Origin of the sequence: Mesorhizobium sp. M7A.F.Ca.CA.002.04.1.1 (genome assembly GCF_004022805.1) — a bacterium.
Taxonomy (GTDB): Bacteria; Pseudomonadota; Alphaproteobacteria; order Rhizobiales; family Rhizobiaceae; genus Mesorhizobium; species Mesorhizobium ciceri.
The window spans coordinates 1-7,956 of sequence record NZ_RZPL01000206.1 but is presented as its reverse complement, the minus strand read 5'-3'; the positions used below and the strand labels follow the sequence as shown (position 1 = coordinate 7,956).

The 7,956-nt window shown below is 64.3% G+C and carries 8 protein-coding genes; 1 reads left to right on the top strand and 7 read right to left on the bottom strand.

The window, feature by feature from the left end; genetic code table 11:
- The 6 genes from ENZ75_RS13280 to ENZ75_RS13255 form a co-directional block, all read right to left on the bottom strand.
- Window positions 1-626, bottom strand: a 626-nt coding sequence (locus ENZ75_RS13280; protein ID WP_128278133.1) for a carnitinyl-CoA dehydratase, incomplete at its 3' end; no start/stop codon positions are given.
- On the bottom strand, window positions 619-2,697 hold the full coding sequence (locus ENZ75_RS13275; protein WP_063169797.1) for an acetate--CoA ligase family protein: 2,079 nt from the start codon (window positions 2,695-2,697) through the stop codon (window positions 619-621). The genes ENZ75_RS13280 and ENZ75_RS13275, both read right to left, overlap by 8 nt.
- Before the next feature lie 3 nt (window positions 2,698-2,700).
- Window positions 2,701-3,864: an acyl-CoA dehydrogenase gene (locus tag ENZ75_RS13270; protein WP_063169798.1), complete on the bottom strand. Its 1,164-nt coding sequence runs from the start codon at window positions 3,862-3,864 to the stop codon at window positions 2,701-2,703.
- A gap of 4 nt (window positions 3,865-3,868) precedes the next feature.
- Window positions 3,869-4,972 carry a carnitine 3-dehydrogenase gene (locus ENZ75_RS13265; RefSeq protein WP_024501970.1) on the bottom strand — a complete coding sequence of 368 codons (1,104 nt, stop codon included), beginning with the start codon at window positions 4,970-4,972 and terminating at the stop codon, window positions 3,869-3,871.
- Window positions 4,969-5,598 (bottom strand): HD domain-containing protein, encoded by a 630-nt coding sequence (locus ENZ75_RS13260; protein WP_063169799.1) that lies wholly within the window; start codon window positions 5,596-5,598, stop codon window positions 4,969-4,971. The genes ENZ75_RS13265 and ENZ75_RS13260 overlap by 4 nt, the downstream gene beginning before the upstream one ends.
- Window positions 5,599-5,619: 21 nt before the next feature.
- Window positions 5,620-6,537, bottom strand: coding sequence for a 3-keto-5-aminohexanoate cleavage protein (locus ENZ75_RS13255; RefSeq protein ID WP_013528293.1), 918 nt, complete (start codon window positions 6,535-6,537; stop codon window positions 5,620-5,622).
- 77 nt (window positions 6,538-6,614) lie between these two features.
- On the opposite strand from ENZ75_RS13255, the gene ENZ75_RS13250 reads away from it, so the two are divergent.
- Complete coding sequence (locus tag ENZ75_RS13250; RefSeq protein ID WP_024501969.1) at window positions 6,615-7,595, top strand: GlxA family transcriptional regulator; 981 nt, start codon at window positions 6,615-6,617, stop codon at window positions 7,593-7,595.
- Between the two features lie 11 nt (window positions 7,596-7,606).
- Here ENZ75_RS13250 and ENZ75_RS13245 read toward each other — a convergent pair whose 3' ends face one another.
- On the bottom strand, window positions 7,607-7,816 hold the full coding sequence (locus ENZ75_RS13245; protein WP_013528291.1) for a hypothetical protein: 210 nt from the start codon (window positions 7,814-7,816) through the stop codon (window positions 7,607-7,609).
- Between the last annotated feature and the right edge of the window lie 140 nt (window positions 7,817-7,956).

Here is a 7,956-nt window from a genome sequence, read left to right as displayed (position 1 = left end):
GTCTCCTTGATCGCGGCAAACACCAGCGGTGGGCCGCCTGCGAGCAGCCGGGCGATCTCCCAGACGCGATCTTCCAGCTTTTCCTTGGGCAGCACTTCGTTGACCAAGCCCCAGCGATGCGCTTCAGCGACATCCATCCAGCGGCCGGTGAGCAGAAGGTCCATGGCGACATGGTAGGGGATGCGCTTCGGCAGCTTGATCGTCGCCGCGTCGGCCAGCGTGCCGGCTCGGATCTCGGGCAGCGCGAAGGAGGAATGATCGGAGGCGTAGATGAGGTCGCAGGACAGCGCCAGCTCGAAGCCGCCGCCGACCGCCATGCCGTTGACGCACGCGATGATCGGCTTGTTGAGGTCGCGCAGCTCCTGCAGGCCGGCAAAGCCGCCGACGCCATAGTCGCCGTCGACCGCATCGCCGCCGGCAGCTGCTTTGAGGTCCCAGCCCGCGCAGAAGAACTTGTCGCCAGCGGTCTTGACGATGGCGACGCGCAATTCCGGATCGTCTCGGAACGCCTTGAAGGTCTCGCCCATCAGCCGCGAGGTCTTCAGGTCGATGGCGTTGGCCTTGGGCCGGTCGAGGGTGACTTCGAGGATGGTGCCCTCGCGGCGGGTCGAAATGACGTCAGACATTCTTGTTCTCTCCCAGCACCAGCAGCGCGTCGGCGATCCAGGCGCCCTTGCCCTCTGCACAGACGATCAGCGGGTTGATGTCGAGTTCTTCGATCTCACCGGCATTCTGCTGCACGAAGGCGGCAATGCCAGAGATAGCATCGATGGCAGCCGCGACATCGGCCTTCGGCCGGCCGCGATAGCCTTCGAGCAACGGGAACAGTTTCAGGCCGCGCAGCGCCGCCTCGATATCGTCGCGGGTCGCCGGCAGCATCAGCGTGACGCTGTCGCGCAACAGCTCGACCAGCACGCCACCAGTGCCGAGCGTCATCACCGCGCCGAACATCGGATCGCGGGTGAAGCCGACGATGAGTTCGGCAACACCGTCGCGCACCATGCGCTCGACATAGAGCCCGGTGCCGAGCGGCAACAGGTTATGCGCTGCGGTGCTGACGGATTCGGCATCCCTGAGATTGAGCCTGACAGCGCCAACTTCGGATTTGTGGGTGACGCCGAGCGCCTTCAACGCGACGGGAAAGCCGAGCGCCATGGACGAAATCACCGCTTCGACGGCATTGGCGGCGCGCTCGCCCTTCGGCACCGGCAGGCCGGCTTTGATCAGCCGTGACTTCGCCTCGGCTTCGTCGGGCGTGACGTGGTCCCCGCCAGAGGCGCCGGAGGCCGACGTGTCGATCGGCTGCGCCTGCGGTTCAGCCCAAGCCCAGCCGATGAAGGCTGCTGCGCCGGCTGCATCCATCGCTTCCGAAATGCCGAACAACGGCACCATGCCGCGCGCCATCAGTTCGGCGGTGTATTCCTCCGGCAGGTTCTCCGGCAGCGAGGAGACGATCGCACCATGCGCCTTGTTGGTCTTGAGCGCCGATTCGAAAGCGCGCAACGTCGCCCACCAGTCGGTGACCGAGCAGCGGTCGGGTCGCGGAAAATCGAGCACCAGCATGTTGAGGTCGAAACCGCCCGACACCATGGCGGTGAAGGTGGCGGTCATCGCCGGCTCGTTGTTCCAGATGAAGGTGTGATAGTCCAAGGGATTGGCGACCGCGACCAGCGGCCCGAGCGTCGATTTGACATGGGCGCGGTGGCTGTCGGTCAGCACAGGGAAATTGACCCAGCGGCCTTCGGCGCTGTCGGCCATGACGGAGGCCTCGCCGCCGGAGCAGCTCATCGACGACAGCCTATAGCCGGGCAAAGGTCCGGTGATGTGCAGCAGCTTCAGCGCCTCGATGAAGGCAGGGATCGAATCGACGCGCGCAATGCCGAGCCGCCGCAGGAACGCACCCGAGGCCGCGTCCGAGCCGGCGAGCGACGCGGTATGCGAGACAGTCGCTTGCCTGGCCTGTTCGGAACGGCCGACCTTCATGGCGATGATCGGCTTCTTCAGCTCGCGGGCTCGTGCCGCCAGCCGTTCGAAGCCGGCTACCGAATCGAAGGCCTCGATGTGCAGGCCGAGCGACGTGACCCGCTCATCCTCGATCAGGCCGAGCGCCATTTCGGACAGGCCGGTCTGCGCCTGGTTGCCGGCGGTCATCAGGAAGGCGATCGGCAGGCCGCGCTTCTGCATGGTCATGTTGATGGCGATGTTGGAGGACTGGGTGATGATGGCGACGCCCTTGCCGCCCTCGGCCAGTCTTATGCCGCCATGCTGGTCGGGCCACAGCAGCGCGCCGTCGGCATAATTGATCAGGCCGTAGCAATTCGGCCCGATGATCGGCATCTGGCCCGCCGCCGCGACCAGCTCGGCCTGCAGCCGCTCGCCATCATCGTCATAGGCCTCGGTTTCGAGGAAGCCGGCGGCAAAGCAGACGGCGCCGCCGGCGCCGCGTTCGGCCAGCGCCTTGATCACCTCGATGGTCAAATGCCGGTTGACGCCGACAAAGGCAGCATCCGGCGCGCCGGGCAGGTCAGCCACCGAACGATAGGCCTTGCGACCGGCAACCTCGTCCTTGGTCGGATGCACCGGCCAGATCTCGCCGGCAAAACCCATCTTGATCGATTGCGCGACGACGGCTGCAGCCTGCGCACCGCCGAAGACGGCGATCGATTTAGGCCGCAGGAGACGCTCCAGTTTATGCATATGTTATGCCCCGAACGGGCGCAGCAGCGCCCTTGAAATGATGTGGCGCTGGATCTCGGATGTGCCTTCCCAGATGCGCTCGACGCGCGCGTCGCGCCAGATGCGCTCCAGCGGCAGATCGTCCATCAGCCCCATGCCGCCATGGATCTGGATCGCTTCATCGGCAACGTATGCGAGCATTTCGGTGGCCTTCAGCTTGGCCATGGCCATGTCCTGGTCGGTGACGGTGCCCTGATCGTACTTCCAGCCGGCTTCGAACACCATCAGGTCGGCGGCCTTGAGTTCGGTCGCCATGTCGGCAAGCTTGAACGATACGCCCTGGAACTTGCCGATCTGCTGGCCGAACTGCTGGCGTTGCGCGGCGTATTCGACGGCATGGCCAAGCGCACGCTCGGCGCGGCCGAGGCAGGTGGCGCCGACCTGCAGCCGGGTGGCGCCGAGCCAGGAATTGGCGACGTCGAACCCCTTATGGACTTCGCCCAACACCTGGGCGGCGGGAAGCCGGCAATCGTCGAATTCGAGGATGGCGTTGGTGTAGCCGCGATGCGAGACGTTGCGGTAGCCGTCACGGACGGTGAAGCCTTTGGTGCCCTTATCGACGAAGAAGGCGGTGATCTTCTTGCGTTTGCCGCGCGGCGAATCCTCTTCGCCTGAGGCCATGAAAACGATGGCAAAGTCGGCGAGGTCGGCGTGGGAGATAAAATGCTTGGTGCCGTTCAGCACCCAGTCGTCACCGTCCTGCACGGCGGTTGCCTTCATGCCACGCAAATCGGAGCCGGCGCCCGGCTCGGTCATGGCCAGGCAGTCCCATTTCTCACCACGGATGCAGGGGAACAGATATTTCTCGCGCTGCTCGGGCGTGCCGGCCAGGAGGATGTTGGAGGGGCGCGACACGCAGGTCCAGTGCAGCGCGTAATTGGCGCGGCCGAGTTCCTTCTCGTAGAGCAGCCAGGTCACCGTATCGAGGCCCGCTCCGCCGACATCGGCCGGCATGTTGGCGGCATAGAGCCCGGCCTCGATCGCCTTTACCTTGATCTCCTCGATCAGGTCGCGGCGCAGCACGCCGGTGCGCTCGACCTCGCGCTCATGCGGGTAAAGCTCGTTCTCGACGAACGCGCGCGTCGTCTCGACGATGAGCTTCTGTTCCTCCGACAGCCCGAAATCCATGCTCTCAGCCTTTCTTCTTGCCGGTCTTTTTCTTCGGCTTTTCGGCTTTCTTGACCGGTTTCAAGGCTTTGGCCTTCTCGGCCGCCTTGGAGGCCATGGGCTTCTTCGCCGCCAGCTTGGCCAGCTGCCTGGTATAGTCCTTATGCAGCGCGCCGGCGCCCCAGCCCTTGCCTTTGTTTTGTTTCGACAGCGCATCCATGATGGCGACCAGATTGTCGTCGCGGATCTTTTCCAGCTCGCGGATCGACAGCCCATGCGCCTGTTCGTCCGACTGCGTGGCGATCAGGTCGACCAGTTCGTCGTTGAACTCAGGCACGTCCATCAGCTTGGTCCATGGCCATTTCAGGCACGGCCCGAACTGCGCCATGAAGTGGCGCATGCCGGCCTCGCCGCCGGCGACGCGATAGACCTGGAACATGCCCATCTGCGCCCAGCGCAGGCCGAAGCCGTAGCGCATGATGTCGTCGAGTTCCTCGACCGTGCAGATGCCGTCCTTGATCAGCCACAGCGCCTCGCGCCATGCCGCTTCGAGCAGGCGGTCACCGACGAAGGCCTCGATCTCCTTGCGGATGACGACAGGCTTCATGCCGATCGAGGCATACATCTCCTTGGCGACCTCGATCGCCTCGGGGAAGGTCTGCTCGCCACCGACGATCTCCACCAGCGGCAGGAGATAGACCGGGTTGAACGGATGGCCGACGACCAGCCGCTCCGGATGCTTCTTCATCGCCACCTGCATGTCGGTCGGCTTGATACCGGAAGTCGAGGAGCCGACAATCGCGTTGGCCGGCGCGTGAGCGTCGATCTCGGCCAGCACGCGGTGTTTCAGGTCGAGCCGCTCCGGCACGCTCTCCTGGATGAAATCGGCATCGGCGACCGCTTCGGCGATGGTCTTGGCGAAGGTCAGCTTGCCCTCTTTCGGCAGGCCGCCGGGCACCATCTGCTTGTAGGCGCGGCGCGCGCCCTTCATCACTTCGCCGACCTTGCGCGACGCCTCGGGATCGGGATCGAAGATCGACACGTCGATGCCGTTGAGCAGCAGGCGCGCCACCCAGCCGGCGCCGATCACACCGCCACCGATGGCGGCTGCCTTGTTGATGATGCTCATGCTGAAGCTCCGGTTCTTGTCGCGGCGGTTGCGGGATCGATGAGGGGCACGCGCTCGCCGGCTCGGATCACCGAGGGATCGTAGGCCTTGCGGGCAAAGACTTCGAGCACGAAGGGCCGGAAGAATTCCATCGACAGCGTGTCATAGTCGGGGTCGAAGCTGGGCTGGTCCCAGCGTTCGCAAAACTGGTCGCAATCGTCGAAATAAGCATGGCCGGCAAAGCGGTCGCGGGCGTGGCGGTTGCCGCCGAGATGATGGGCATAATAGAGCCGCTGGAAGTCGCCATGCTTTTCCACCACCCAAGTGCATTGCTCGCGCACGAAAGGTTTCAGGATCGAAGCGGCATATTCGTCGTGATTGTAAGGCGCATAGATGTCGCCGATGTCGTGCAGCAGCGCGCAAGCGATCCAGTCGGTGTCTGCGCCGTCGCGCCAGGCACGTGTCGCTGCCTGCAGCGAATGGCCGAGCCGGGTGATCTTGTAGCCGGAAAGACCCGCGTCGAGCTGCACCAGCGCGTCGAGCAGCCGCTCGCCGGTCCTGGCCGCATAGTCGATTTCATGCGCGGTCAGGAACTCGTAGTCGTCCCGGTCGCCATCCTTCATCGCGGTGAATTTTACGGTAGTCATGCCGACCCTCCCGACGAATAATTATGCCGCGATCGGCGCCCGCTTGGTGAGGTTGAGCTTCTGCCGTACCTCTTCCGGTCCAAGGATTCTGGCGCCGAGATTGGTGACGATGCTGGCGGCGCGCTCGACCAGCTGTGCATTGGTGGCCAGCACGCCCTTGTCGAGCCACAGATTGTCCTCCAGCCCGACGCGGACATTGCCGCCGGCCAGCACCGCCGCCGCGGCATAAGCCATCTGGTTGCGGCCGATGGCGAAGGCCGACCAGTTCCAGGTCGACGGCACATTGTTGACCATGGCCATGAAGGTGTTGAGATCATCAGGCGCACCCCACGGCACGCCCATGCAAAGCTGCACCAGCGCATCCGGGTTGAGCACCTTTTCCTCGACCAGTTGCTTGGCGAACCACAGATGGCCGGTGTCGAAAGCCTCGATCTCCGGCTTGACGCCGAGCGCCGTCATCATGCCGCCCATGGCGCGCAGCATGCCGGGCGTGTTGGTCATGACATAGTCGGCCTCGGCGAAATTCATGGTGCCGCAGTCGAGTGTGCAGATTTCCGGCAGGCATTGGCGCACATGTTCCATGCGGTTGGTGGCACCGCCCATGTCGGTGCCTTTTTCGTTGAGCGGCAGCGGCGCTTCCGGCGATCCGAACACCATGTCGCCGCCCATGCCGGCGGTCAGGTTCAGGATGACGTCGACTTCTGCCGCGCGGATGCGCTCGGTCACTTCGCGGTAGAGATGTACGTCGCGCCTCGGCCTACCGGTCTCGGGATCGCGCACATGGCAATGCACGATGGCGGCGCCCGCCTTGGCCGCATCGATGGCGGAATCCGCGATCTGCTTGGGCGAGCGCGGCACATGCGGGCTGCGGTCCTGCGACCCGCCGGACCCGGTCACGGCACAGGTAATGAAGACCTCACGGTTCATCGCAAGCGGCATGGAACTCTCATCCGAAAGAAATAGACCTCAACAATGCCCGACTTGCCGGAAACTGTTTTGCGTTTTACGAAGCTTCCATGACGAAAAGCGAAAAACCAACGATCTTTCGCGCCGAGCGCTCGCCGCTTAGGGTGACGCTGCTGGTATTTTCCGGTTCGTCGATCATGTGCGTCGCATCCGCCGTCGATCCACTGCGCGCGGCCAACCGCATCTCCGGCGAGACCCTGTTCGATTTCAAGCTGGTCTCGGTGACCGGCGAGGCTCCAGTCACCACTTGCGGCCTGCCGGTGGCGGTCGGCGGCCGCTTCGATGCGGGCGAGTCGACCGACGTTCTTGTCGTCGTCGCCGGCTTCGGCACCCAGAACTATGCAACCTCGGCTCTGTTGTCCGGCCTGCGCCGGGCCGCACGGACAGCACGCGCTTGCGGCGGTGTCGAAGCCGGCACCTGGCTGGTGGCGCGCGCCGGCCTGCTGGAAGGACGCAGCGCCACCACCCACTGGGAGGACATGGAGGATTTTTCCTCGGCATTCCCCGGCGTCGATGTCCGCCCTGACCGCTATGTTATCGACGGGCCGGTGTTCACCTCGGGCGGCGCGTCGCCGACCTTCGACCTGATGCTGCATCTCATCCGCACGAGGCTCGGCATGGCCGTCGCGCTCGATGTCGCCAGCGTCTTCATCTACGACCAGGCGCGCGCCGCCACCGACGCACAGCCGCTGGTCTCGCTCGGCCGGCTCGATGGCTATGATCCGCGGCTGGCGCAAGCGATCCGGCTGATGGAAGCGCATGTCGACCAGCCGCTGACCATTGAAGCGGTGGCCAAGCGCGCCGGCGTGACGGCACGGACGCTGGAGAGCATCTTTCGCAAATCGATCGGCGAGACACCGGGCGCCTATTATCTCAGGCTGCGCCTGGGCGCCGCGCGCCGGCTGGTGGTCGATACAAGGATCGCCATGGCCGATATTGCCGGGCGGACCGGATTCTCATCCGCCGCGGCGTTTTCAAGAGCGTTTTCAAGGGCTTTCGGCGAAGCGCCGGTCAGGCTGCGCCGGGGCTGACTATGATAGAATCAGGCAGCGTTCTGACGGTCGCTGCCGCCGTCGATCTGCGAGCGCATTTGCTTGGCAAGATGGGTCTCGAAACGGCTGGCCACAGCGCGATCCCATTCGTTCGAGCGGCGCGTGCCGTCCTTCGGATGCGGCATTGCCATCAGCCGGTCGATGATCGATCCAGCCTCGCCAGGTGAGAGCAGGGCGTCGATTTCACGTTCGTTCTGCATATCGGTTCGCCTCCTTCTTCCTCTCCCGCCACGAGCCACTCTTATACGAGATTCGTGACGGCAGTTTGAAGGCAAGAGCGAGGTCATTGAAGGGCGTCGAAGGGCAAAACCATGTCGCTGGACCGGGCCATGCGCAAAGC